The sequence below is a fragment of the Streptomyces sp. f51 genome, assembly GCF_037940415.1.
Taxonomy (GTDB): Bacteria; Actinomycetota; Actinomycetes; order Streptomycetales; family Streptomycetaceae; genus Streptomyces.
Map to the genome: position 1 here is coordinate 4704546 of NZ_CP149798.1, position 24089 is coordinate 4728634.

At 72.0% G+C, this 24089-nt stretch carries 21 protein-coding genes; 11 read left to right on the forward strand and 10 right to left on the reverse strand.

The window, feature by feature from the left end:
- The first annotated feature begins 109 nt into the window (after window positions 1-109).
- The 4 genes from WJM95_RS20615 to WJM95_RS20630 are packed head-to-tail and all read left to right on the forward strand — an operon-like array spanning window position 110 to window position 4115.
- Complete coding sequence (locus WJM95_RS20615; protein WP_339131160.1) at window positions 110-1336, forward strand: hypothetical protein; 1227 nt, start codon at window positions 110-112, stop codon at window positions 1334-1336.
- A 17-nt stretch (window positions 1337-1353) separates the two neighbouring features.
- On the forward strand, window positions 1354-2115 hold the full coding sequence (locus WJM95_RS20620) for a hypothetical protein (RefSeq protein WP_339131161.1): 762 nt from the start codon (window positions 1354-1356) through the stop codon (window positions 2113-2115).
- Between the two features lie 27 nt (window positions 2116-2142).
- Window positions 2143-2949: a PP2C family serine/threonine-protein phosphatase gene (locus tag WJM95_RS20625; RefSeq protein WP_339131162.1), complete on the forward strand. Its 807-nt coding sequence runs from the start codon at window positions 2143-2145 to the stop codon at window positions 2947-2949.
- Window positions 2946-4115 carry a hypothetical protein gene (locus WJM95_RS20630; RefSeq protein WP_339131163.1) on the forward strand — a complete coding sequence of 390 codons (1170 nt, stop codon included), beginning with the start codon at window positions 2946-2948 and terminating at the stop codon, window positions 4113-4115. Before WJM95_RS20625 ends, WJM95_RS20630 begins: the two co-directional genes overlap by 4 nt.
- A 74-nt stretch (window positions 4116-4189) precedes the next feature.
- Here WJM95_RS20630 and WJM95_RS20635 read toward each other — a convergent pair whose 3' ends face one another.
- From WJM95_RS20635 to WJM95_RS20660, 6 genes are all read right to left on the reverse strand, one after another.
- Window positions 4190-4798: a hypothetical protein gene (locus tag WJM95_RS20635; protein WP_339131164.1), complete on the reverse strand. Its 609-nt coding sequence runs from the start codon at window positions 4796-4798 to the stop codon at window positions 4190-4192.
- On the reverse strand, window positions 4785-6329 hold the full coding sequence (locus WJM95_RS20640; protein ID WP_339131165.1) for a VWA domain-containing protein: 1545 nt from the start codon (window positions 6327-6329) through the stop codon (window positions 4785-4787). The genes WJM95_RS20635 and WJM95_RS20640 overlap by 14 nt, the downstream gene beginning before the upstream one ends.
- Entirely contained in the window at window positions 6326-7498 is a 1173-nt protein-coding gene (locus WJM95_RS20645; RefSeq protein WP_339131166.1) for a toxic anion resistance protein, read from the reverse strand. Before WJM95_RS20645 ends, WJM95_RS20640 begins: the two co-directional genes overlap by 4 nt.
- Window positions 7499-7510: 12 nt before the next feature.
- On the reverse strand, window positions 7511-8584 hold the full coding sequence (locus tag WJM95_RS20650) for a substrate-binding domain-containing protein (protein WP_339131167.1): 1074 nt from the start codon (window positions 8582-8584) through the stop codon (window positions 7511-7513).
- 232 nt (window positions 8585-8816) lie between these two features.
- A complete protein-coding gene (locus WJM95_RS20655) occupies window positions 8817-9248 on the reverse strand; it encodes a hypothetical protein (RefSeq protein ID WP_339131168.1) in 432 nt (143 codons plus the stop codon).
- Between the two features lie 122 nt (window positions 9249-9370).
- Window positions 9371-10582 carry a pyridoxal phosphate-dependent aminotransferase gene (locus tag WJM95_RS20660; protein ID WP_339131169.1) on the reverse strand — a complete coding sequence of 404 codons (1212 nt, stop codon included), beginning with the start codon at window positions 10580-10582 and terminating at the stop codon, window positions 9371-9373.
- 126 nt (window positions 10583-10708) lie between these two features.
- On the opposite strand from WJM95_RS20660, the gene WJM95_RS20665 reads away from it, so the two are divergent.
- Window positions 10709-11398: a hypothetical protein gene (locus tag WJM95_RS20665; RefSeq protein WP_339131170.1), complete on the forward strand. Its 690-nt coding sequence runs from the start codon at window positions 10709-10711 to the stop codon at window positions 11396-11398.
- Between the two features lie 247 nt (window positions 11399-11645).
- Window positions 11646-12548: a serine protease gene (locus tag WJM95_RS20670; protein WP_339131171.1), complete on the forward strand. Its 903-nt coding sequence runs from the start codon at window positions 11646-11648 to the stop codon at window positions 12546-12548.
- Between the two features lie 20 nt (window positions 12549-12568).
- Here WJM95_RS20670 and WJM95_RS20675 read toward each other — a convergent pair whose 3' ends face one another.
- Both WJM95_RS20675 and WJM95_RS20680 read right to left on the reverse strand, forming a co-directional pair.
- On the reverse strand, window positions 12569-14200 hold the full coding sequence (locus tag WJM95_RS20675) for a D-aminoacylase (protein WP_339131172.1): 1632 nt from the start codon (window positions 14198-14200) through the stop codon (window positions 12569-12571).
- 15 nt (window positions 14201-14215) lie between these two features.
- The gene (locus WJM95_RS20680; RefSeq protein ID WP_339131173.1) at window positions 14216-15493 is read right to left on the reverse strand and encodes an amino acid deaminase; all 1278 of its coding nucleotides are present in this window, start codon (window positions 15491-15493) and stop codon (window positions 14216-14218) included.
- A 239-nt stretch (window positions 15494-15732) separates the two neighbouring features.
- On the opposite strand from WJM95_RS20680, the gene WJM95_RS20685 reads away from it, so the two are divergent.
- From WJM95_RS20685 to WJM95_RS20705, 5 genes are all read left to right on the forward strand, one after another.
- Window positions 15733-16752: a sugar kinase gene (locus WJM95_RS20685; protein WP_339135723.1), complete on the forward strand. Its 1020-nt coding sequence runs from the start codon at window positions 15733-15735 to the stop codon at window positions 16750-16752.
- Window positions 16749-17516 (forward strand): IclR family transcriptional regulator, encoded by a 768-nt coding sequence (locus WJM95_RS20690; RefSeq protein ID WP_339131174.1) that lies wholly within the window; start codon window positions 16749-16751, stop codon window positions 17514-17516. Before WJM95_RS20685 ends, WJM95_RS20690 begins: the two co-directional genes overlap by 4 nt.
- Before the next feature lie 7 nt (window positions 17517-17523).
- Window positions 17524-17934, forward strand: coding sequence for a RidA family protein (locus tag WJM95_RS20695; RefSeq protein ID WP_339131175.1), 411 nt, complete (start codon window positions 17524-17526; stop codon window positions 17932-17934).
- A gap of 189 nt (window positions 17935-18123) precedes the next feature.
- A complete protein-coding gene (locus WJM95_RS20700; RefSeq protein WP_339131176.1) occupies window positions 18124-19608 on the forward strand; it encodes a gluconate:H+ symporter in 1485 nt (494 codons plus the stop codon).
- Window positions 19609-19672: 64 nt separating this feature from the next.
- Window positions 19673-20392 carry a hypothetical protein gene (locus tag WJM95_RS20705; protein WP_339131177.1) on the forward strand — a complete coding sequence of 240 codons (720 nt, stop codon included), beginning with the start codon at window positions 19673-19675 and terminating at the stop codon, window positions 20390-20392.
- 80 nt (window positions 20393-20472) lie between these two features.
- Here WJM95_RS20705 and WJM95_RS20710 read toward each other — a convergent pair whose 3' ends face one another.
- Together WJM95_RS20710 and WJM95_RS20715 are read right to left on the reverse strand one after the other, a co-directional pair.
- Window positions 20473-21837, reverse strand: a complete 1365-nt coding sequence (locus WJM95_RS20710; protein ID WP_339131178.1) for a M14 family metallopeptidase — start codon at window positions 21835-21837, stop codon at window positions 20473-20475.
- A gap of 288 nt (window positions 21838-22125) precedes the next feature.
- The gene (locus WJM95_RS20715) at window positions 22126-23811 is read right to left on the reverse strand and encodes a glycoside hydrolase family 18 protein (RefSeq protein ID WP_339131179.1); all 1686 of its coding nucleotides are present in this window, start codon (window positions 23809-23811) and stop codon (window positions 22126-22128) included.
- Window positions 23812-24089 lie beyond the last annotated feature (278 nt).

A 24089-nucleotide genomic window follows, 5' to 3' on the forward strand; every position in this document is an offset into this window, starting at 1 on the left:
GCGGCATTCCCCAAACCCTTACGGACGACCGCCGTTTTCCGCCACTATGGATGCGTGCCTTTCAGGGCCACGGGGGTGTTCTTTCGTAAGGCCACGGGGGGTCTTTTTCATGCGGCGGCTTTCCTTCCTGATGCTTTCCGGACTCCTGGCCGCGTTCGCCCCCGCGGTGCCCGCCGCGGCCGGTGAGCCGTGCGGGCCGACCTTCGCACAGCACCTCGGCTGCTGGGCCGGCGTGGTCGACGAGGGAACGGTCCGGGTCACGCTCGACCGGACCCTGCCCTTCGACGGCAGGGCCGACAGCCGCAAGGAGCACGAACAGGCACTGGCGGCCCGGAGCTACGGACTCCTGGTCGAGGTGCCGTCGGGCGTCCACACCGGCCCGGGCGGATCGGCGCTCCTCGTGCTGGCGGACGGCAGGGGCAGACTCGTCGCGGACGACGCCCGCATCGACCGGCTGACGCCCGAGGCCGTGAAGGAGCTGACCGGCCTCGGGGCCTGCCACACCGGCAACCCCAGGGACCTGTGCGTCCGGCTCGGCAAGAGCGCGCTGACCGGACGCCAACTGATCGACGCGAGCCTGGCCGAGAACCTCTCCCGGCACACGTACACCGCCGGCGGTCGGGGCAGTGGCTCCTCCGCGGCCCCGACCCCCACGGCGGAGACCACCGCCGCCAAGGACCGGCAGAACGCCGGCGCCGACGGGAGCGACGCGGGCGCCGAGGGGAGCGGCGACTCCGGGTGGGACACCGCCACCGAGGTGCTCACCGTCCTGTGCGCCGTGCTCGTCCTCCTGCTCGGCCTGCTGCTCGTCCTGATCCGCCGGTCCGCCCGGTCCGTCGCCGTCGGGAGCCTCTCCCGGCGCTCACTCGCCGCCCCGGGCGTCGGCGCCGTACCGGCCACCACGACGCCCCGCCCGCGCCCCCGTCCCCGTACCCCCGTGGCCGACGAGCCCACCGCACGTCCGCGTGCCCACCGCTCCGACGAGGCCACCACCCGTACCCGCGTGCCGGACGAAGCCGCGGCCCGTCCCCGTACGCACCCGCCCGACGAGGCCACCACCCGCCTGCGGGCCACGCCGGCGGCCCGGAGCCACGGACGGCGGGTCGGCGGCGTGACGGGCCCCGCCCGGGCCGCCGTCGTCCGCACCGAACTGCACCCACAGGGCTATGTCGAGGTGGACCACGTGCTCCACCGGGCGGTCTGGGCCGAGCCGGACCGCCCGCCGCCCGCGCCCGGCGGACTCGTCGACGTCACCGAGGCGGGAGAGCGGGACTCCGACGTCCTGTACGCGTTCCCGCCCGCACCCGGACGGCACGCCAAGGCCGCCCGGCCCTGAGACCAGGAGAGAACCCCATGCACAGCGACTACCCGCCCACCCTGCCGGCGGAGTACGCCGACATCGAGTTCGAGAACAACGCGCAGCGGCTGCCGCTCGTCCTGTGCCTCGACATCTCCAGCTCCATGGCGGGCCCGCCCATCCAGACGCTCAACAACGCGCTCGCGGAGTGGACCCGGGAACTGCACGACGACGTCAGCCTCAGCTACAGCGTCGAGGTCGCCCTGGTCACCTTCGGCGGCCAGGGCGTCGCGGCCTGGCGCGGGCCCCAACTCCTCGCCCCCGGAGCCCCGGTGAGCCCCTTCGTGCCGGCGCACATGTTCCACCCGCCGCAGCTCGCCGCCGCCGGAGTCACCCTGATGACCGAGGCCCTCGAACTGTCCATGAACATCATCGCCGCCCGCAAGGCCGAACTGCGCGCCTCCGGGCTCCAGTACTACCGGCCGCAGATCTGTCTCGTCACCGACGGAGTGCCCACCGACGCCACGGGTCATCTCACCGACTCCTGGCACCGGTTGATCCCGGTGCTCGCCGACGAGCAGCAGGCCCGCCGCTTCCGGCTGTACGCGATCGGCGTCGGCGGCATCACGGACCGGGGCGAGCAGGTGCTCAGGTCGTTCGCGCCGAAGTTCAACGCCCGGCTCCAGGGATTCCCGTTCCGCGAACTGCTCCAGATGATGTCCGCGAGCGCCAACGCCGAGCAGAAGGGCGCGGGCGACGAGGTCTTCGAGAAGATCTTCAGCCAGTTCAAGACGCAGCGCCCGGCCTGGGAATCGTGACCGATGATCCGATGGGATGCCTGACTCATGACCGCAGCCGACGAGCGGGAGACGCCGTGGCGGATCCACGGGATGAGCGTCGAGGGATACCGGCACCGCCGTCAGGGGCAGCCCTGCCAGGACGCCTGCGCGTACACGGTGACGCCGTCCGTGGCGGTCCTGGCCGTCGCCGACGGCGCGGGCAGCAGGCCGCGCTCCGAGGAGGGGGCCCGGCTGGCGGTGGAACTGGCCACCGAACACTTCGCGCACCGGACCGCCGCGGCGGCCGACCGCGGTCCCGGCCCCGCCGTGCGCGAGCTCCTGCGGGACGCCTTCCACGACGTCTGCAAGGAGTTCCTGGACCGGACCGGCCCCGACGCGGCGGACTTCGCGACCACGCTCACCGTGGTCGTGCTCGCGCGGGGCTGGCTCGGCCATCTGTCCGTGGGGGACGGGTTCGTCGTCCTGCGGGCCGGCACGGAGGACGGTGAGCGGCAGTTCCATCTGCTGCCGCAGCCGGCCGCGGCCAGCGAGTACAGCAACGAGACGGTGTTCCTCACCTCGCCCGACGCGGCCCGCTGGGTGCACACCGACTGCGTCCGCGACGACGGGATCGACGGGGTGCTGCTGTCCACCGACGGACTGGCGCAGGCCGCGCTCAACCGGTCGGCGGGCGGCGCGCTGTCCCCGAACGCCTCGTTCGCCGAGGCCGTGTTCCGCTCCCTGGACGTGCCGGGGCCGGTGACGGCGAGCGCCCACGAGGGACTCGGGACCCTGCTCAGGTCCGACCGGCTCACCGCGCTCAACGCCGACGACAAGACCCTGCTGCGGGCCGTGCTCAAGGCGCGGCCATGAGCGGCCGCACCGTGTTCCTGGACGGCAAGCCGGTCACGCTCGCCGAACTGCCCCTCAAGGGCGGTGGCCAGGCGGCCGTCTTCCCGGTCGTCGGCGACGACGGCATCGTCGTCAAGCTGTACCGCGAACCGCCCGGTCCCAACGAGGAGCAGCGGCTGAAGCGGATGCTGACCATGTCACCGCTGGTGACCCGTCCCACCGACGCCTCCCAGCCGCCCGAGCTGGCCTGGCCGACCGCGCTCGCGCGCGGCCCGCAGGGAGAGTTCCTCGGCTACGCGATGCGCCGCTTCGGCGAGCCCCAGCACGTGCAGCTGATCGGGCTGTTCACCCGCGCCCAGCGCCTCAAGCTGTTCGGCGACCGGGCCGACTGGCGCTTCCTGCTCGGCGTGGCCTGGAACCTCGCCTTCATGACGGCCCGCATGCACTACGACGATCTCGTCATCGGCGACTTCTCCAGCAGCAACGTCGTCGTCGACGCCAACGGCTTCGTCACCTTCCTCGACTGCGACTCCATCGCCTTCAAGGACCCGGTGACCGGGGAGCTCTTCCCCTGTCTGATGCACACCACCGACTACTCCTCGCCCGAGCGGCAGGCAGGCGGCCCCGCCACCCGCGCCACCGACGAGTTCGCCCTCGCGGTCCTCGTCTACCAGCTGCTGACCGCCGGGAACCACCCCTTCGGCGGCGTCCCGCACGACAGCGCCTCCGAGTCGACCGTCAAGGACAACATCGCCGCCAGCATCTCCTACGTCGTGCGCCCCGAGCGGGTCGTCATGCCGCGCGGCACCATCGACCCCTCCGTGCTCCCGCCCGAACTCCTGGCATTGGCCCGCACCGCCTTCGGCTCCGGTGTGCACGACCCCGACACCCGGCCGAACGCGGAGGCGTGGCTGCGCGCGCTGGACAAGGAGCGTGGGCTCGTACGGGTCTGCCCGGCCCGTCCGCTGCACGCGTTCGGCTCGCATCTGACCGCGTGCCCCTGGTGCAACCGGGCGGCGCTCACGGGGCACGACGTGTTCAACGTCCCGGTGGCGGTCCCGGGGCCCGGGGTGCCCCGGCCGCAGCCGCCCGTGCCGCCCCCGGGGGAGCCGTGGCCCACGGGGCTGAAGGTGGCGCTGCTGATCCTGGCGGTCGTGATCCTGGTGGTGATCGTGGCGAACGCGTGAGCGGGGCCCGCTCGCCGGCACGGACGGCGGGCGACCCCGCTCTCCCGTGAGCGTCCGCGGCAGGGCGGGCCCGGTCACTGGGAGCGGCCGCGGTCCTCCAGATAGCGGGTGTGGGACTCCTGGCGCCGTGCCTCCGTCTCGCGCAGGGCCGCCGCCAGCCGGTCCGACTCCTCCTGGAGCACGGTGAGCTGGCGCTCCAGATGGCGCTCCGGCGGTTCGGTGCCGGGGGCCAGCCGGGTCCACCACCGGGTGCGGACGAAGGTGTCGACCGCCTCCGGGACGTCCTGGCGCACCGCGCGCGACAGGGCGTGCACGCCCTCGGGGTCCTGGGCGAGGATCTCGGCGACCCAGCCCGGATCGAGCAGGGCGGCGAGGACCTCGGTCAGCTCGGTGAGGCGCCCGGCCGCCGCGGGGGGCAGCTCGACACCGTCGAGGTACTCCCGCAGCTTGGCGAAGTCCACCCGCAGTTCGGCCAGTTGGGCGGAGGGGTCGGGGAAGTCGGGCGGCGCCGGACGCTCCGGCGGCGCGATCAGCGCGCCCGCTCCGTACAGGCCCGCGACGACGACCGGCCAGTACGGGCCCGCCACCCCGGTGAAGGTCAGCGCGAGCCCGGCGATGCCGCAGGCGCTGCCGGTGAGGTTCTTGCGCGATTCCAGGAAGCCGAGGAACTTACTGGTAGCCACGGATCTCCTCGAAGGCGCCGTCGAGCGAGCCCTTGTGGGCGTCGAAGAGCCGGCCGCCGGTCAGGTCGGCGATGTGCTGGAGCTCGCCCCGGTCGGAGTCGCCGAACAGGATGGGGAAGACGGGAATCTGCCGCTGCGCGCCGGGCAGCCGGCGGTAGAAACCGTCGAAGTCGGCGGGGCTCGCGCCCCTGGTGTTCTCGCCGTCCGTCATCAGCACGATCGAGGTGAACGTGTCGTCGCCTGCGCCCAGGTGCTCGTAGGCCTTCTCCAGCGAGGTGTAGATGGCGGTGTCGCCGTCGGCGCTCAGCGCGCGGGTGTCCCGGCGGATCGCGTCGAGCCCGGCCTTCGGGTTCTCGGGGCGGACCACGTGCGTACGGACGCTCTTGACCCGGGAGCCGAACGGCATCAGCGTCACCTCCTCGCGGTCGCGGAAGTCGCCGGTCAGGTCGCCGAGGGACTTCTTGAGCCGGGTGAGGCGGTCGCCGTCCATCGAGCCCGAGGTGTCGAGGACGTACACCGTCCTGGAGGGCCGGCGCAGCGTGTTCTCGTAGGAGTCGAGGAGATGGTCCGCCACGGACCGGCTTCCGGGGAAGGGGAGTTCCCGCCGTCGTCCGGTGCCGAGTCCGGCGGCCGGGGCGACGGAGGCGACGACCGGGCGGCGGTGCGTCCGTTCGGTGATCAGCTTCTGGGCGGCGGGCGCGCGCAGGGCGTCGGCGAGCCGGCGGACCTCGTCGCGGGTGTCCCTGGACGACGCGGCGAGGGAGGAGAGCGGGTAGTCGGCCGTCACCACGCCGTCGCGCGGGCGGATGACGGTCAGCCCCTTCACCCCCTTGAGGACGGACTCGTAGTTGAGCAGGGCGTCCACGGTGCCACGCCGCTCGTAGGCGGTGGCCAGCCAGCCCGAGGAACCCGAGGTCAGCTTCTGCCCCTTGAAGAACTCCCGCAGTCTGGGCGTCGCCTTGGCCACGTCGGCGTCCGTGAGCGCCGACTGGGCGCCGGACAGCGCGGAGGCCACCGAGATCAGCGTGGAGAAACCGGAGTTGGAGCGGGCCGGATCGGTCATCCCGTACGTGAGCCTTCCCTCGGCCACGGCCTTCTCCACCTGCGACCAGGTGACGTCGTCCGGTCGCCAGCCGAGGGCCCGCACGGTCGCCGGCTTGACGCCGATGGCCACCGGGCTCGACATGACCGGCGTCTCGGAGACGACCTTCCTCGCGGCTTCGGGGCGCAGATGCAGATAGGCGTCGGAGGACAGCCACAGTGCGTCGTACCGGTCGTCCGAGGCGCCGCGCGCGATCAGGTCCACGGCGGCGAGGGTGCCCATGTAGGTGGGTCTGACGGTGATGCCGGTGTCCCGCCGTATCCGGTCGAGCACCGGCTTCATGTCGCCGAGTTCGCTGGAGGCGAGGACACGCAGGGTGCCGGGCCGCGGGGCGCCGTCGTCCCCGGACTTCGTGCCCCCGTGGGCGGTGCAGGCCGTGACGGCGAGCAGGGCCGCGGCGGCGCACGCCGCCTGCCGGAGGACTCTCATCCCTGTCCGCCCTCCAGTGCGCCCCGGGTCCTGCTGCGCTCCAAGTAGGTTCCGGCGCTCTGGAGTTCGGAGGTCAGGGACTCCACGGTCGCGGCCATCGTCTCGGTCGCCCTGGCCTTGTACGTGTCGATCGCGTCGAGGGTGCGGTAGATCTCCTGGAAGGCGGTGCGCAGGGTCTCGGCGCCGACGGCGGGGTCGGCGGCGATGCGCTGGATCTCCCCGCTCTGGGTGGAGAGCATCTCGGCGTTGCCCCGGATGAGGTCCTCCGTCGTGCCGCGCAGGGCGTTGACCTGCTCGACGACCTTGCGCTGGTTGTCGAGGGCGGAGGCGAGCATCACGGAGATGCGCAGGGCGGAGACGGTGGTGGTGGCCGCACGGTCGACGCCCTTGATGAGTTCGTCGTTGTTGCGCCGGACCACGTCCATCGCGAGATAGCCCTGGGCGCACACCGCGAGCTGGGTGAGCAGGTCCTGGTGCTTCTGCCGGACCGGGAAGAGCACGTCGGAGCGGAGCGTGTCGGCCTGCGCAGGGTCGGTGCCGTCGACGCCCGCGACATGGGCCTCCACCGCGGTGTCCAGGGCCTGGGTCAGCACCACGTACTCCTGGAGCTTGCCCATCGTCTCCCAGAGCCGGACGCGTTCGGTCTGGAGTGCCGCGTTGTCGCGGCGCAGTTCGTCCTGACCGCCGCGCAGCGCGCCGACGATCCTGTTCAACGTGCCTTGCGCGGAAGCGTACTTGGCGACGTGGTCGCGCAGTCTGTTGCCGCCGGGCAGCCTGGACAGGAACTTCCTGCCCTTGCTCGCGGACAGGTCGCGCGGGTCCAGGTCCTCGACCACGCGCCGGAGTTCGACGAGCGAGCCGGCGACGTGCGACTGGGCGTCCTCGCCCGTGGAGGGCAGGCTGCGGATCGTCCGCTCCAGCATGCGGTTGGACTGGGCGGCGGCGCCGCGCATCTCGTTCGCGCCCAGGCCGGCGATCTCGCCCACCTTGCCGGCGAATTCGGGGGAGCGGGCGTCAAGGACGGCGAGTCCCTCGACGTACTCCGCGGCCCTGCGCGCCATGTCGTCCCGCACCCCCGGGTCGACGGGGACGAGTCCGCCGGCCTTCTCGGGGGGCACCGGGGCCACGGCCTCGGGCGGGGTGAGGGTGAACGTGTCGTCGGTGGTCATGTGCGTTTCCCCCTAGTTCCCGGCCCGGCGCGCCATCTCGTGCAGCACCTTGTAGGCGGGCACGGGCGCCTGCCGGACGCCGGTCAGTTTCTGGTTGAGGTAGGCCGTGTGGGCGGCGGTGGCCGCCGTGAACTCGCCGGTCGACCCCTGCGGACGGAATCCGTGCCGGACCGCGAGTGCGCGCAACGCCGGGTCGGTGCTGAGGAGTTCACCCAGCGCGCGGCCCGCGGGCGTCAGCGGTACGACCGTGTGGTCGCTGTTGGCGGTGGTGTCCGGGTAGAGGACCGTGAGGTCGCCGGTGTCCTGGCCCTCGGCGAGCAGCGCGGCGACCTGCGACTCGTAGACGAGGACCAGCGGGTTGCCCGCGCCGCTGACGAAGTCGTGGAACGCGGCGTCGGTGCTGGGCTGCTGGGCGCCCTGGACGCTGATGAGCCGGTGCATCAGGGGCGCGGTGCGGCCGACGGCCGCGTCGCCGTCGGCGACCCGCCCGCCGTCGGCGACATAGGAGGCGGCGGCGAGGTAGAGCGCGCCGGAGCTGGAGGTCTCCGGGTCGGTGCTGGCGATGTACAGCGTGCCGGTCAGTTCACCGTGCGCCGCCGCGCCCTTGAGCTGCTGCCAGGTCCGGTCGTGCCGGGCCGCGTCGAGATAGGCGCGCATCCGAAGCGTGCCGGTGTTCCTGTCGAGGGTGGCCAGCCCGTTCGCGGCGAGGACCTGGGCCGCGCTGCGGTGGGCCACCACGACGAGGGGTGAGTAGAAGGGCCGGGGCAGCGGCTGGCGGACGTGGTACTTGTCCGCGAGTTCGTCGGCCGGTGCCTGGCTGGAAGGGAAGGCGAAGTCGTACCCCTTGAGGTTCAGGCCGTCCATGGCCCAGGAACCCGAGGTCTCCGTCCTCACGGTGTAGCCCTTGGCGGCGAGGGCCTTCACCACGGCCGGATCGGAGAAGAACTCCGCCTTCTCCGAACCGATCACTCCGTGCACGGTCTTCGTTGCCGTGCCCTTGTCCTGACCGGTGCGGCCCGCGACGACGGCTGCTGCCACTCCGCCGATCAACAGGACCGCCAGGACGATTCCCGCTATGCGTCTCACGCCTGGAGCGTGCACCTCGGAATCCAACGTTCCCCGTCTCGGGGAGTGAACGCGAGGTGACCACCGGGTCCCGGTACGCAACCGGAGGGGAGGGCGCCGCCCGGCGGCCGGCGCGGGGTGCCGGGCGGGGCGGGGAGCGGGCCGGGAAGGCCGGGTGTGGCGCCCGGTCCGGGCGTCCTCGAAGACGCGCGGACCGGGGCCGTGCGGGGACCGCGGGCGGGTGGCCCGGGGGTCAGCGGGCGGCGAGCTCGCGGGGCTCGGCGACCGGGGCGTGGGCGTCCATCCGCTCGGCGGAGAGGATCGCCGCGGCCGTGTCGGCGCGGGAGGCCGCGACGACCAGGGCACGGCCCGCCAGCGCGTGGGCCCGCCGGTGGAGGGTCACGAGATGGGACTCCTCGGGCTCGGGGGCGGCCGGGGCGGCGGCCTGGGTGCGGAGCGGGGCACCGCCGCGGAGCCGGGCGACCTGCTCGGTGAGACGCTCGGCGCCGGCGTCCAGGTCGGCGGACGGGGCGAGCGCGCGGATCTCGTCCGTGACGGCGAGCAGTGCGGCGAGGTGACCGGCGAGCTGGATGTCCAGCTCCTCCTCGCGCGACCGGTGGGGAAAGTCCGAGGAGGGGGCGCCGGCCATCGTGTGGACCGACTTCGAGCGGATCGGTTCGTACATGGGATGGCCTCCTGTGCCTGACAGGAAGCCATCCTAGCTTGGATTTCGTCTAAAGTTGAGCTGGTTCGCATATTGGGACGCGGCGCGCACGCAGGGTGAGCGGGGTCGCGTCCCGGCGGGGGTCAGGGCTGGCCGTAGCCGTCCAGGAAGGTGCCGATCCGGGTCACCGCGTCCGTCAGGTCCGCGACCGTCGGCAGGGTCACCACCCGGAAGTGGTCCGGCTCGGGCCAGTTGAAGCCCGTCCCCTGGACGACCATGATCTTCTCGGCCCGCAGCAGGTCGAGCACCATCTGCCGGTCGTCCTTGACCTTGAAGACCTTCGGGTCCAGGCGCGGGAAGAGATACAGCGCGCCCTTCGGCTTCACGCAGGTCACGCCCGGGATCTGCGTCAGCAGCTCGTGGGCGACGTCCCGCTGCTCCTTCAGGCGCCCGCCCGGCAGGACCAGGTCGTTGATCGTCTGGCGTCCGCTGAGCGCCGCCACCACGCCGTGCTGGCCCGGCATGTTCGCGCACAGCCGCATGTTCGCCAGGATCGTCAGACCCTCGATGTACGAGGCGGCGTGCGCGCGCGGCCCCGAGACCGACATCCACCCGACGCGGTAGCCCGCCACCCGGTACGCCTTCGACATGCCGTTGAAGGTGAGGGTGAGCAGATCGGGGGCGATCTTGGCGGTCGCCGTGTGCGTGGCGCCGTCGTAGAGGATCTTGTCGTAGATCTCGTCGGAGCAGACCAGCAGGTTGTGGCGCCGGGCGATGTCCGTCAGCCCCCGGAGCATCGCGTCGTCGTAGACCGCGCCGGTCGGGTTGTTCGGGTTGATGATGACGATCGCCTTGGTGCGATCGGTGATCTTCCGCTCCACGTCCGCGAGGTCGGGCATCCAGTCGGACTGCTCGTCGCAGCGGTAGTGCACGGCCGTGCCGCCGGACAGCGAGACCGCCGCGGTCCACAGGGGGTAGTCCGGGGCCGGTACGAGCACCTCGTCGCCGTCGTCCAGCAGTGCCTGCATCGCCATCACGATCAGCTCGGACACGCCGTTGCCGATGAAGACGTGGTCGACGTCCGTCTCGATGCCGAGGGTCTGGTTGTGCATGACGACCGCGCGACGGGCGGCGAGCAGGCCCTTGGCGTCGCCGTAGCCGTGCGCCGAGGAGACGTTGCGGAGGATGTCCTCCAGGATCTCCGGCGGACACTCGAAGCCGAACGCGGCCGGGTTGCCCGTGTTGAGCTTGAGGATGCGGTGACCGGCAGCTTCGAGCCGCATCGCCTCCTCGAGAACCGGACCCCGGATCTCGTAGCAGACGTTGGCGAGCTTCGTGGACTGGATCACCTGCATGTCCGTGAGCTTACGGCGGCCGATCGCGCACCGGGGCGTGTTTTTCACCACGTGAGACGTGTCGCTCGCGGCGGCCGTGCCCTCCGGCGGCGCCGAAAGCCCTGGTGGTCCCTACAATGCGCGATCATGTCCTGGCAGTCCGGAGATCCCGAAGCCCGGCCGACGGTGTACCTCCCGCAGAGCGACGGGACGACGCCTTTGGCCTATGAGACGTACGCCGATCCCGCCGAGGCGCACGGCTGGCGGAAGGCGTACACGGACGGCGACGACACCACCGCCCTGCCCGTCGTCCCCGGCGGGCAGCGGGCGCGCCGGGAGCGGATGCGGCACCGCAGGCGCGGCCGGAACAACCGGCGGCTCGCCGTGGCCGGGGGCGCGGCCGTCGTCGTGGTCCTCGGTGTCGTCACCGTGGGCGCCCTCGACTCGGGGGTGACCGGGGCGCCGGGCGGCACACCCTCGTCCACGGCCCGGCCGGCCCATCGCGCCACCGGCCCCGCCGAGGCCGGCGGCGGCCCCACCGCGACCGCCTCCGCGCGGCCCCTCCAGGCCCCGCCGGCCACCACGTCCCCGCCCGGTGCGGTCACCGCCTCCGCCGGCGCGGCCACCGCCTCCACAGGGGCGACCGTGACCACGACGGCCACCGCCACCACATCCGCGACGGCGTCCACGGACCCCGCGATCGCCGGCACGGACCCCGCGTCCTCCGCGCCCCCGGCCTCCGCCACCACCGCGCCCCCTTCGGACGCCCCGGCCCCCTCGGCCACGAGCACCCGCGGCGGTCACGGCCACGGGCACGGCCACGGACACGGCGGCTAGGCCCGGTCAGGTCCCGCCGCCGTGTCCGGTCGGACCCGGTCAGGCCCCGCCAGGTCCGGCCGGAGTGCGTCGCCTCCCGGACGGACGCGCCCCGGATCGTCTCCGTCCTAGGCCGGAAACCGCTCCTTGTTCACTTCTCCCTCTCCCCTCACAATGCGCATGACAACAACTGACCGGAAGACCTCCGGTCAGCGGAAGGCCGCTGGACGACCTCCGGCGGCCCCAAGTCGCAAGAGGGGACCCCCACATGAGAAAGCCTCTCGTCGCCGTTCTGTTCGCCCTGGTGCTCGCCGGGGCGGGCGCGGCACCCGCGGTCGCGGCACCCGCTCCCCCCACGGTGGCACCCGTACCCCACGCGGTGGCGCCCGTACGTCACACGGCGGCATCCGCTCCCCACGCGGTGGCGCCCACGCTCAAGGCCGTGAGCCTCGCCGGGACCGTCTCGCTCAGCAACTGCTCCGGTTCGGTCATCCGCTTCCCCAACTCGGCGGACTCCGACCCGGCGCTCGTGCTGTCCAACGGGCACTGCCTGGAGACCGGTTTCCCGGACCCCGGTGAGGTGATCGTCGGTCAGTCCTCCAGCCGGACCTTCGGTCTGCTGAACTCGGCGGGCACCAGGGTGGCGACCCTGCGCGCGAACAAGGTCGCGTACTCGACCATGACCGACACGGACATCACGATCTACCAGCTCACCAGCACCTACGCGACCATCAAGAACTCGTACGGCATCAGCGCGCTGACCGTGCAGGACACGCACCCGGTCGCCGGCACCGCCATCACGGTGGCCTCCGGCTACTGGAAGCGTCTCTACAGCTGCACCATCGACGGGTTCGTGTACCGCCTCAAGGAGGGTGACTGGACCTGGAAGGACTCGGTCCGCTACACCTCCGCCTGCCAGACCATCGGCGGCACCTCGGGCTCACCGGTCGTCGACCAGTCCACCGGCAAGGTCGTCGCCGTCAACAACACCGGCAACGAGAGCGGCGAACGCTGCACGGTCGACAACCCGTGCGAGGTCGACGCGAACGGCACCGTCACCGTCCGCCAGGGCATCAACTACGCCGAGGAGACCTACCAGATCCCGGCCTGCTTCACGACGGGCAACAAGCTCGACCTGAGCCTGAGCGGGTGCGTCCTGCCCAAGCCGTAACACCGCGGGAGGGCGGGCGGTCACGCCGTGCGGCGGACCGCCCGTCCCGCGAGGACGTCCGTCCTGCGCCCGTCCTCGACCACGAACCGCCCGTCGATCAGGACGTGCGGGATGCCGGTCGGCAGGGTGCGCGGCGCCGCGAACGTCGAACCCGCCGCGACCGTCGCCGGGTCGAACAGGACCAGGTCGGCGCGGTAGCCCTCGCGGACCAGGCCCCGGTCGGGCAGCCGCAGCCGGGCGGCGGGCCTGCCGGTGAGATGGGCGACGCACTCCTCAAGGGTCAGGACGCCCGACTCCCTGACGTAGTGGCCGAGATAGTGCGGGAAGGTGCCGTAGGCGCGCGGGTGCGGCTTGGCGCCGTGCAGGATGCCGTCCGAGCCGCCGGTGTGCGCGCGGTGGCGCATGATCGTCCGGACGTTCTCCTCGTGGCCGACGTGCTGGAGGATCGTGGGGCCGAGCCGGTCCTCGACCAGCAATCGCCGGGCGGTCGTCCAGGGTTCCTCGCCGCGCAGGGCGGCGGACTCCAGGACGGTCCGGCCGACGTACGCGCCGAGACCGGGGTCGTTCACCCCCGAGATCTCGACGGTCTCCCACGCGACGGGGACGCCGTGGCAGCCGTCGGCGCCCAGGACCTCCATGTGGTGACGGACGCGTTCGGCGGTGTCGTCGTCCCGCAGCCGGGCGAGCAGGGCCTCCGGGCCGCCCTCGCCCGCCCAACTGGGCAGCAGCGCCGCCAGGGTGGTGCACCCGGGGGTGTACGGATAGGTGTCGAGGGTGATGTCCGAGCCCTGTGCCAGCGCCTCGTCGAGCAGGGCGAGCAGCTCCGGCGCCTTCCCCTCGTTCACCCCGAAGTTCATGGTGGCGTGGGCGAGATGGAGCGGACAGCCCGCCTCGCGGGTGAGGGCCACCATCTCCTCGTACGCCTCCAGGGCGCCGGCCCCGTACGAGCGGTGGTGCGGGCAGTAGTAGCCGCCGTACTCCGCCACCACCCGGCACAGGGAGGTGAGTTCGGCGTCACGGGCGTACATCCCGGGGGTGTACGTCAGTCCCGAGGACATGCCGACCGCGCCCTCGCGCAGCCCGTCGGCCACCAACCGCCGCATCCGGTCCAGCTCTTGGGGAGTCGCCTCGCGGTCCTCCCAGCCGAGGGCGAGCATGCGGACGGTGCCCTGCGGGACGAGGTAGGCGGCGTTGACCGCGATGCCCTGGCCGTCGAAGCCGTGGTCGAGGCGGTCCAGATACTCGCCCACGGAGCGCCAGTCGAAGTCGATGTCGTCGCCGTGGCCGTTCCAGCCGGTGATCGTCCGGCGGACCTCGGCCAGCGTGCGGTCGTCGACCGGCGCGTACGACAGGCCGTCCTGGCCGAGGACTTCGAGGGTCACGCCCTGGGCGGCCTTCGCGCTGTGGTCCGGGTCCCGCAGCAGCGCGAGGTCGCTGTGCGCGTGCATGTCGATGAAGCCGGGGGACAGGACCAGTCCCTCGGCGTCCACTTCCCGCGTGCCGCGCGGCCGTTGGCAGCCGGCCGCCGCGGCCTCCCGCACGATCGCGACGATCCGGCCGCCCTTGACCGCCACGTCCGCGCGGTAGGAGGGCGCGCCGCTGCCGTCGGCGACGTCCGCGTCCTGGATGACCAGGTCGGCGAGGTCGTCCATGAGCCTCTCCCGTCCCTAGAAGAACGTACGGATGTAGTCGACGACCGTGCCGTCCGCCTCGACCAGCGGGATCAGCTGCCACTTGTCGAAGGACGTGCACGGGTGGGACAGGCCCATGCCGACCCAGTCGCCGACCTCCAGGTCCGCCTCGGGGGCCGTGCTCAGCCAGGCGTGCTGGTCGGAGAGCCTGGTCACCTCGATGCCGGCCGCAGGGCGTTCGGTTCCGTCGCGGCGCACCACCTGGGCGCAGGGCAGGTCGAGGTCGTGGGCCGCGTCCCGCTTGCCCGCGTTGGTGAAGGCCTGCTCGGGCGAGGGCCGGGAGACGACCTGGGACCAGAGACGGAACGCCGGGTGCAGGGCGCCCTCGCCCGGGACGCGGACGAAGGGGGTGAGCCTGCGGTAGTGGCCGTCGTCGTGGGACACGTACGCGCCCGAACGCAGCAGCTTCAGGACGGGGAGCGAGAGTCTGGGGATCTCCGCGAAGACGTCGGCGACCGCGTCGAACCAGGCGCTGCCGCCCGCGCTGACGACGATCGTGTCGACGTCCTTGAACCGCCCGGCGCCGTCGAAGTCCGCCGCGAGCGCGGTCAGCCGCCGCAGCCAGGCGTGCACCCGCTCGGGGTTCGCGTCCGGCACCTCGCCCTCGTACCCGGCGACGCCGGCCAGCCGGAGGGTCCCGGTCGCCGCCACCGCGTCGGCGACGGCCGCGCACTCCTCCTCGGTCCGCGCGCCGGTCCTTGCGCCCGCGCCCGCCGCGAGTTCGACGACGACGTCCACCGGGCGGGCGCAGCCGCGCAGCGCGGCGTCCATCAGCTCCACCCCGCGCACGGAGTCGACGTAACAGACGAACGTGAAGTCCGGGTCCGCGGCCAGCTCGGAGGCGATCCAGCGAAGGGCCGCCGGGTCGACGAGCTCGTTCGCGAGGAAGATCCGGTCGATGCCGAACTCCCTTGCCACGCGCACCTGGTGGGGGACCGCGAGGGTGATGCCCCAGGCGCCGTGCTCGATCTGCCGCCAGAACAGCCGGGGTGCCATGGACGTCTTGCCGTGCGGCGCGAAGGCGAGTCCGTGCCGGGTGGCGTACGTCTCCATGAGTTCGAGGTTGTGGGTCAGCCGCTCGGCGGAGAGGGTGAGGACGGGGGTGCCGAAGCCGTCCGTGAAGAGGTTCCGGCGCTGGGCGGTCAGCTCGCCGACGCTCAGTCCGTCGGCGTCCGGCGGCAGGCCCTTGAAGCGGTGGTCGACGCGCTCCGCCGCGAGAGCGGCCAGGGGTGCGGCGGCGGTCTCGGCGCTCATGGGGCCTCCTCGGCCTGTTCGGCATTGCATCATGTGCAACGCTCGTTGCGTATGTCGTTCGCAGCTGTCTAACATCCCAGCCGACGCAGGGTCAACGGTGCCGTTCGCCGCCGACGGCCGCCAGAGCGAGGAGCCCGCCCATCGTGAGCAGCGACGGACCCGAGGGTCCCGTGACTCCCGACACCGGAACCGGTGCGGGCGGCCACACGGGCAGCCACGCCGGCACCGGCGCCGTCGACGTGGTGGCGCTCGGCGAGTCCATGGTCACCTTCCTGCCCACCCGGGCCGGACGCCTCGCCGACGTGCCGTCCTTCGAACGGGGCATCGGCGGCGCCGAGTCGAACGTGGCCTGCGTACTCGCCCGCGCCGGTCACTCGGCCCGCTGGGTCGGCAGGGTCGGCGCCGACGGGTTCGGCGACCATCTGGTGGAGGCGATCACCGCGTACGGCGTCGACACCTCCGCCGTGCGCAGGGACCCCGACCGTCCGACCGGGGTCTACTTCCGCACCGCGGGCGACCGGGCGACCGACGCCCACGAGGTCGCCTACTACCGGGCCGGATCCGCCGCCTCGGCCATGACGGCGCGGAACACGGACCTGGCCGCCGCGCGCTCGGGCCGCGTGCTCCATCTGTCCGGCATCACCGCCGCGCTCTCCGAGGGCTGCCTCGACCTGATGCGCGAGCTGACCGCCCCTCGAGCCGGCCGCCCCCTCGTCTCCTTCGACGTGAACCACCGACCGGCCCTGTGGCGCGGCCGTCCCGAGGGCCCGCGCGTCCTGCTCGACCTCGCGCGCGGTGCCGACATCGTCTTCGTCGGGGACGACGAGGCCCGTGACGCCTGGGGTCTGCACGGGGCACGGGCGATCCGCGAGGCGCTGCCCGAACCCGGCGTCCTGGTCGTGAAGGACGGCGGGTCCGGAGCCGTCATGTTCGCCGGGAACGAGGGCGCCGCCGACACCGCCGTCCTCGTGTCCGCCCCGCAGGTCGACGTCGTCGCGGCCGTCGGCGCAGGAGACGCCTTCGCCGCCGGATTCCTCTCCGCCACCCTGCGCGGCCTGCCCGCCCGCGACCGGCTGCGGCACGGCCATCTGACGGCCGCCGCCGCCCTCACCGTCCCCGGCGACCTCGCCGAGCCCCCCGCCCGGGGGCTCGCCGACAAGCTGGCGGCTCTCGACGACCGTGCCTGGGGGACACTTCGTCTCGGCCCCGGCTGGACCGAAGCCGACGCACGGGCCGCCGAGGAGGTACGTACGCCATGAGCCAGACCGTCGACCGAGCGCTGAGCATCCTGCCGCTGCTCGCCGAGGGCCCCGCCGACCTCGGCCAGGTCGCCGAGCGGCTCGGCGTCCACAAGTCCACGGCCCTGCGCCTGCTGCGCACCCTGCACGAACACGGCCTGGTGTACCGCCAGTCCGACCAGCGCTACCGGCTCGGCGCCCGGCTCTTCGCCCTCGCCCAGGAGGCCGTCGAGAACCTCGACGTCCGCGAGATCGCGCACCCCCACCTCGTCCGCCTCAACGAGAGCTGCGGACACACCGTCCACCTCGCCGTGTACGAGGAGAACGAGGTGCTCTACATCGACAAGGTGGAGAGCCGCTACCCGGTGCGCATGTACTCCCGGATCGGGAAGCCCGTCGCCATCACCGTCGCCGCGGTCGCCAAACTGCTCCTCGCCGATCTGCCCGAGGCCGAGCGCCGCGCCGTCGCCGAGCGGCTCGACTACCCCATGTACACGGCTCGTTCGACCCCCGGCGCCCCCGCCTTCCTCAAGGAACTCGCGGCGGTGCGCGAACAGGGCTGGGCCACCGACCTCGGCGGCCACGAGGAGTCCATCAACTGCGTCGCCGCCCCCGTCCGGGGCGCCGACGGGCGTGTCGCCGCCGCCATGTCGGTCTCCGCGCCCAATGTCGTCGTCACCGCCGAGGAACTCCTGGCCCTGCTCCCACTGGTGCGCCGCACGGCGGACGCCATCAGCCGCGACTACTCCGGCAAAGCCCCCACGAAGGAAGACCCGAAGGAATGAGCACCGCATGACCGACAAGATCGCCCTGACCCCGTCGACCCACACCACCCCGCCCGCCCGGTTCTCGCACGGCGTGCGGAAGGGGAACATCCTCCAGGTCGCCGGGCAGGTCGGCTTCCTGCCCGCCGAGGAGGGCCGGCCTCCGACGCCCGCGGGCCCGACCCTGCGCGAGCAGACCCTCCAGACCCTCGCCAACGTCAAGGCCATTCTCGAAGAGGGCGGTTCCGGCTGGGACGACGCGATGATGATCCGGGTCTACCTCACGGACACCGGGCACTTCGCCGAGATGAACGAGATCTACAACCAGTACTTCGAGGAGCAGGGCCTCACCGCGCCCCCCGCCGCCCGCACGACGGTCTACGTCGGCCTGCCGGCCGGACTCCTCGTCGAGATCGACGTCCTCGCCGTCCTCGGCTGACGTCCCCTCCGGGCCCACACCCGCCCGGCTCCGGCGCCACCGCGCGCCCCGCACATCCGGCGCGACCCGCGCGACTCCCGCACCCCGTACGACGTCACGGTGCGGCACCCCACCATCCCCGGGGAGCCGCACCGCGATCCGCCCTGCCCGAAAGCCCCCACGGACTGACGAAAAAGAGGCTCCCCCGACATGTCGTCGTACCCGCTCGCAGCGACAGCCCCGGCCCCACCGGCCCCACCGCACACCGGCGGTCTCCTGCTCCTCCTCGACGGCACCGCCGGACTGCTCACGGTCGCCGCCCTCGGCATCGCGCTCCTCCTCTTCCTGATCATCAAGGTCCGGCTCCAGCCGTTCGTCGCCCTGCTCGCCGTCTCCATAGCCGTCGGCCTCGCCGCCGGACTCTCCGTCACGGAACTGTTCGGCACGGTCCAGAGGTCCGACGCCGTCTCGGTCGTCGAGTCGGGCATGGGCGGCATCCTCGGCCATGTCGCGATCATCATCGGCCTCGGCACGATGCTCGGGGCGATCCTCGAAGTCAGCGGCGGCGCCGAGGTGCTGGCCTCCCGGCTGCTCGGCCTCTTCGGGGAGAAGCGGGCGCCGCTCGCCATGGGCCTGACCGGCCTGATCTTCGGCATCCCGGTCTTCTTCGACGTCGGCATCTTCGTCCTCGCGCCGCTCGTCTACGCCGCCGCCAAACGGTCGGGCAAATCCATCCTCCTCTACTGCCTGCCGCTGCTCGCAGGTCTCTCGATGACCCACGCCTTCCTGCCGCCGCACCCCGGCCCGGTCGCCGCCGCGGGACTGCTGCACGTCCAGCTCGGCTGGGTCGTCCTCATGGGCATCGTCTGCGGCGTCCCCGCCGTGCTGGCCGCCTGGGTCTACGCGGCCTGGATCGGCAGGCGTCTCTTCGTGCCCGTACCGCAGGACATGGTCGAGGCGGCCGCCGAGGCCAGGCGGGCCGTCGTCGAGGAGCAGCGGGCGTCGGGGGTGGAGCCCCGGGAGGAGCCGGTGCCGCTCGGCACGGTCCTCGGCATCATCGGTACGCCGCTGGTGCTGATCCTCGCGGCCACCTTCTCCTCGATCGCTCTCGACCCCTCCACCCTCCGCTCCGTCATCGAGTTCTTCGGCCACCCGTTCGTGGCCCTGACCATCGCCCTGCTCCTCGCCTACCACCTGCTCGGCATCCGGCGCGGCTGGTCCCGCAAGTCCCTGGAGAAGGTGTCGACTTCGTCCCTCAAGCCGGTCGGCAACATCCTGCTCGTGGTCGGCGCGGGCGGTGTCTTCGGCGCGGTGCTGAAAGCCAGCGGGGTCGCCCAGGCGCTGTCGGACACCTTCAACGACGTCGGCCTCCCGGTGATCGTCCTGGCCTATCTGATCTCGCTGGTCCTGCGCGTGGCCCAGGGATCGGCGACCGTCGCGATCGTCACCACGGCCGGCATCGTCGCGCCGCTGCTCACCGAGGGCCACCACTCGCAGGCCTTCGTCGCCCTGGTCATCATGGCGATCTCGGCGGGTTCGATCTTCGCCTCGCACGTCAACGACGGCGGCTTCTGGATGGTGGCCAAGTACTTCGGCATCAGCGAGCGCGACACGCTGAGGACCTGGACCGTCCTGGAATCGGTGCTGTCCGTCGCCGGGTTCGCCGTGGCCGCCGCGATGAGTCCCTTCGTGTAACAGTGGCATCGCCAATTCGGGCCTGGCTGTGCTCCGCACAGGATCTTCGACCATACTTCCCGCTGTGGAGCAGCGCATAGGTTCGAAGAGCCAGCCCCTGGACGCCGCCGCGGTGAACCCGGCGTACATCCCCGGGCTTACGTCACCCGTGCCGGCGGAGCCGAAGGACGCGGCCGTGGAGGCCGAGGAGGCCACCGTCGAGGAGGTCGCCGAGGAGGAGACCGTCTCCGGCGAGGCGGCGTCCGACGAGGCGCCCGCCGCCGGGACCTCGGAGGAGACCGTGTCCGAGGAGGAGTCCGTGCCCGAGGAGCCGGTGGCCGAGGAGGAGACCGTCTCCGCGGCCGACCCGGAGTCCGGTCCCGTCGCCGGCGGTCCCGTCTTCGAGGCCTCCGACCGGCGCGCCTCGATCCGGGCCGACCACAGCGGTGTCCTGCTGCGCCTGGACGACCAGGAGGCGGAGTTCCGCTGGGACGAGATCGGCGCGGTCGAGACGGAGTCGCCGCGCTTCGGCAAGCGGTTCACCATCACGGTGCACACGCCGGAGCGCCGCTGGTATCCGATAGAGATCGAGGCGAACGCCCGGGCACGCTTCAAGGAGTGGGAGGAGCAGCTCGACGCCGTCCTGGACGCCTACTTCGAGGACGGCGACGACGCCGGGGCCGCGGAGGAGTCCGCGGTGACGGCGGAGCCGGAGGGCCCCGAGGACTCCGCGGTGAGCACCGACTCCGAGGTCTCCGGGGCCGAGGACACGGCGGACGCGGCCGAGGCCGTCGAGAAGCCGTAGGCGGTACGGGGATCCGCGCGCCCCGTCAGGAAGGCGCGCGGATCCCCTGCCGGCGGCCGGTGCTGCCGGCGCGCGGTCCCCTACGGGCAGTACTGGGCCGCCTTGCCGATGGACCGGTACATGCAGTCGGCGTTCTCCAGGAGCTGGAGCACCGCGTCGCGGTTGCGGGACGTCTCGCGCTCGATGACCTCGTCGGGCGGGTAGAAGCCGCCCGCGGAACTGGACGTCGGGTACATCTCGAAGGTGTAGTCGAAGATCTTCTGGGTGCCCCAGAGATAGTCGTCGATCGAGCCGTCCGTGATGTAGAGGTCGCTGGCCTGCTCGGCCGTGTACCCGTTGCTGGCGGCCATCTTCTGTCCGATGGCCTTGAACGCGGCGGCGTCGTCCGCCGTCATTCCGGTGGCCGTGTCGGAGGTGGTGTACCCGAACGGCCACAGCACGAGTTCGCTGTAGGTGTGGAAGTCGATCCCGGCGGTGATCTGCTGCTTGCCGCCGACGACCCGTCCGCGCACGAAGTCGGCGACCACCTTCACCTCGGGCGCCGACTCGGCCGAGGCGCCGCGGTAGGTCTCGGACGACGTGGAGCCCGAAGAGCCGCCGCAGCAGCCCCACTTGTAGTTCCAGTTCCGGTTCAGGTCCGTACCGACGTAGGAGGAACCGGAGTTGGGCTGGCGGTTCTTGCGCCACGAACGGTAGGAGCCGCTCGCGATGTCGTACTCGCCGCCGTCCGGGTTGAGGTCGGGGACGATCCAGATCTCGCGGTTGTTCACCATGTTCGTGACCCGGGAATCGCTGCCGTAGCCGGCCCCGAGCTCGCGCAGCAGATACAGGGCCATCTCCACCGTGAGGTGCTCGCGGGCGTGCTGGTGGAAGGTGAGCAGGACCTCGGGTTCGTTCTCGTCGGTCGCCACGTTGTCGCTGACCTTGATGGCGACGATGTCCCGGCCCTGGTAGGACTTGCCGATCACCCGCTTGCTCATGATGTTCGGATAGGCCGCGAGCCGCTGGTCGATCTCCGCGTTCATCTCGGCGTAGTTGTGGTACTTCGCGTCCGCCGTCGGGAAGTCGAACAGGCGTACGCCGGCGGCGGAGCGGTCGGGCGCCGCGCCCAGCGGGGTGACGTCGTAGCCCCGCCGGCGCAGCGCGGCGATCTGGTCCGCGCGGCCCGAGACGACGACGCTCTCCCGGTCGGCCTCGTCCACGGTGACCCCCGACCGCTGGATCTCGGTCCGGGACGCGGGGGTCGAGTTCTGGTGGATCTCGTACTGCCTGACGTCGTCGGGCGAGGGGTGGAGGGTCCTGGCCCCGCTCGCCGTCGCGTCGGTGGCGGTGGCGGTCAGGGGAGCCGCGAGGGCGAGCGCGGCCAGGACGGCGAGGGCGGCGGAACGCCGGCCGCCGCTGCCCCTGCCGTCGGCGCGTGCGCTGCCACGTGGGCGAAATCGCATGGAGTCTCCTTGTTTCTCCGGTAATCCCGGGATCTCCGGAATTGTGGGGGAGCGGAGCTGGGGAGTGGCTCAAGGTGACGTGTCTGGTGCGGTGTGGCGCTCATGGTGAGGGTCATGGCATGAGCAGGTCAAGAGACGACAAAGGGCGTCGGCGGGAATCAGCCGCGCCGAGCGGCACCGGACACGCCCCCTGCCGGCCCTGGGCAACGGCGACGGCCCCGCCCGCCGCGGCTGCGGCGAGCGGGGCCCGAGGGGCACCGCCGGGGAAGGGGAAGGAGGCGGGGGGGACTACAGGGCGTGCACGTGCGGTCCGACCGCGTTCGACCAGGCGTTGCCCGACGAGGCGTCCCAGTTCGTCGACCAGGTCATCGCGCCGCGCAGCGCCGGGTAGGCCTTGGACGGCTTGAACGAACCGCAGTTGGTGAGCTTGGTCAGACAGTCGAGGGCGTTGTTCACGATGGTCGGGGAGACGTAGCCGCTGCCCGCGCCGCTGGTGGAGGCGGGCAGGCCGAGGCCGACCTGGGACGGGTCGAGGCCGCCCTGGAGCTGGATGCAGGCCAGTGCCGTCAGGAAGTCGACCGAGCCCTGCGAGTAGACCTTGCCGTCGCAGCCGAGCATCGAACCGCTGTTGTAGTACTGCATGTTGACGACGGTGAGGATGTCCTTGACGTTCAGCGCCGTCTGGAAGTACGAGTTCGACGTGGACTGCATGTCGATGGTCTGCGGGGCCATGGTGATGACCAGGGACGAGCCCGCCTTCGCGGACAGGGACCGCAGCGCCTGGGACATGTAGGTCGCGTTGAGGCCGTTCTCCAGGTCGATGTCGACGCCGTTGAAGCCGTACGTCTGCATCAGGGAGTAGACGGAGTTGGCGAAGTTCGTGGCCGAGGCGGAGTCGCTCACCGAGATGGTGCCGTTCTGGCCGCCGATGGAGATGACGACCTTCTTGCCCGCGGCCTGCTTGGCCTTGATGTCGGCCTTGAACTGGTCGACGGTGTAGCCGCCGAGGCCGGCCGAGTCGAGCGTGAAGCTCACGGCGCCCGGCGTGCCCGTGGCGTCGGCGAAGGCGACGGCGATGATGTCGTACTGCGACGGCACGGCGGCGATGGTCTGCACGGTGGCACCGTTGTTGAAGTTCTGCCAGTAGCCCGTCACGGCGTGCGCCGGAACGGTACCGCCGCCCCCTCCGCCACCGGACGCGGTCGTCGTCCCGGTGACGGCCGACGACTTCGCCGACTCACCGGCCGAGTTGGTCGCGCTCACCTGGAACGAGTACGCCGTGGAGGCGGTGAGCCCCGAGATCGTCGCGGAGGTCCCGGTCACCGCCTGGACCTTCGAACCGCCCTGGTACACGTTGTAGCCGGTCGCGCCCGACACCGTGTTCCAGGCGAGCGAGACGGACGAGGAGGTCGTGGAGGACACGGCGAGGCCCGCGGGGGTCGCCGGGACCGTGGGGGCCGGGTCGCCGCCACCGCCGCCGTCGGGCCCGAACACCGAGACGTCGTCCGCGAGGTAGGCGGGCTGTCCGTACCAGCCGTGCGTCCAGACCGTCACCGACGTCGTCGAGGCGCCGGTGGTGAAGGTGGTCGAGAGCTGCGTCCAGGTGGTGTTGGGCGTCCAGGTCGAGACGTCGGTGGTCCCCGTGCCGCTCGCCCCGATGTAGGTGTAGGACCCCTGGACCCAGGCGCTCAGCGTGTAGGTCGAGTTGGGCTTGACCGCGACGGACTGCGAGCACTGGGCGAAGTCCTGGCCCGCGGGGGTGGCCTTCAGGGCGGCCGCGCCGCTGTGGACCGGGGAGGACACGGTCGTGCCGCTGCCCGCCGAACAGGTCCAGTTGCTCAGGCCGGACTCGAAGCCGCCGTTCTTGACGTTGTTGACGTCGGCGGCCTGGGCCTGGCCGGCCAGCCCCGTGAGGGTGAGCACCGAGGCGGTGAGGGCGGCGGCGAGGGCTCCCGCCCATCTCCGTCCGGGCATACGGATGACGCGGTCCACTGGGTCCTCCAGGGAGAAGTGGGGGAGGGGAGGGGGAACGGAACGGTGGCCACCGCCGGTGGATACAAGTTGGTCCAGACCAATCGGGTTGTCAAGCCCCGCGGCATTCTCAACACCCTTATGGGAGGGCCCAGTTGTTTTGAGGCGGCTTACTCTCCGTTGATCACGCCCGCACCTTCGGTGAGATGATCTCGGTGATTCTGTGTTGAGCGGGCCATGCCGTGGATATGGTGCTGATGCAAGAGGGCGTCACAGTGGCG